Consider the following 469-nt stretch of genomic DNA (forward strand, 5'->3'; position numbering starts at 1 on the left):
GCCTGGCTGGAAAAACATGCGGCCCCACAGGCCTGGGTCGTCATGGAGGCTACTGGCACCTATCACGAGGCACTTGCAGACTTCCTGCATGCCAAAGATTACCGAGTCTGCATCGTTAACCCCGCCGTGATCCACGCGTTCGGCAAGGAGGATTTGCGTCGGGTAAAAACCGATAAAGCTGACGCCAAATTGATCGCGGCTTATGCCCAGCAGAAGCAGCATAAGCTCAGGGCCTGGATCCCTGAGCCGCCTGCTCGTCGTCGGTTGCGGGCTCTAGTCCGGCGCCTGGAAGATCTCCAGGAAATCCTTCAGATGGAGACCAACCGCCTGGATGTAGCTCAATCCAACGTCAAAGACTCGATTCTGTCCATGATCAGTCATGTGAAAAACGAGATTGCCGTGACGCAGAAGGCCATCAAAGACAATATTGATGATGATCCCGATCTGCGGCAGAAGCGCGACCTGATCA

General features: G+C 55.2%; 1 protein-coding gene. It reads left to right on the top strand.

The window, feature by feature from the left end:
- Positions 1-469, top strand: a 469-nt coding sequence (locus HX792_RS30720; protein ID WP_176999466.1) for a transposase, incomplete at both ends; no start/stop codon positions are given.

The sequence above is a fragment of the Pseudomonas sp. B6002 genome, assembly GCF_013385985.1.
Taxonomy (GTDB): Bacteria; Pseudomonadota; Gammaproteobacteria; order Pseudomonadales; family Pseudomonadaceae; genus Aquipseudomonas.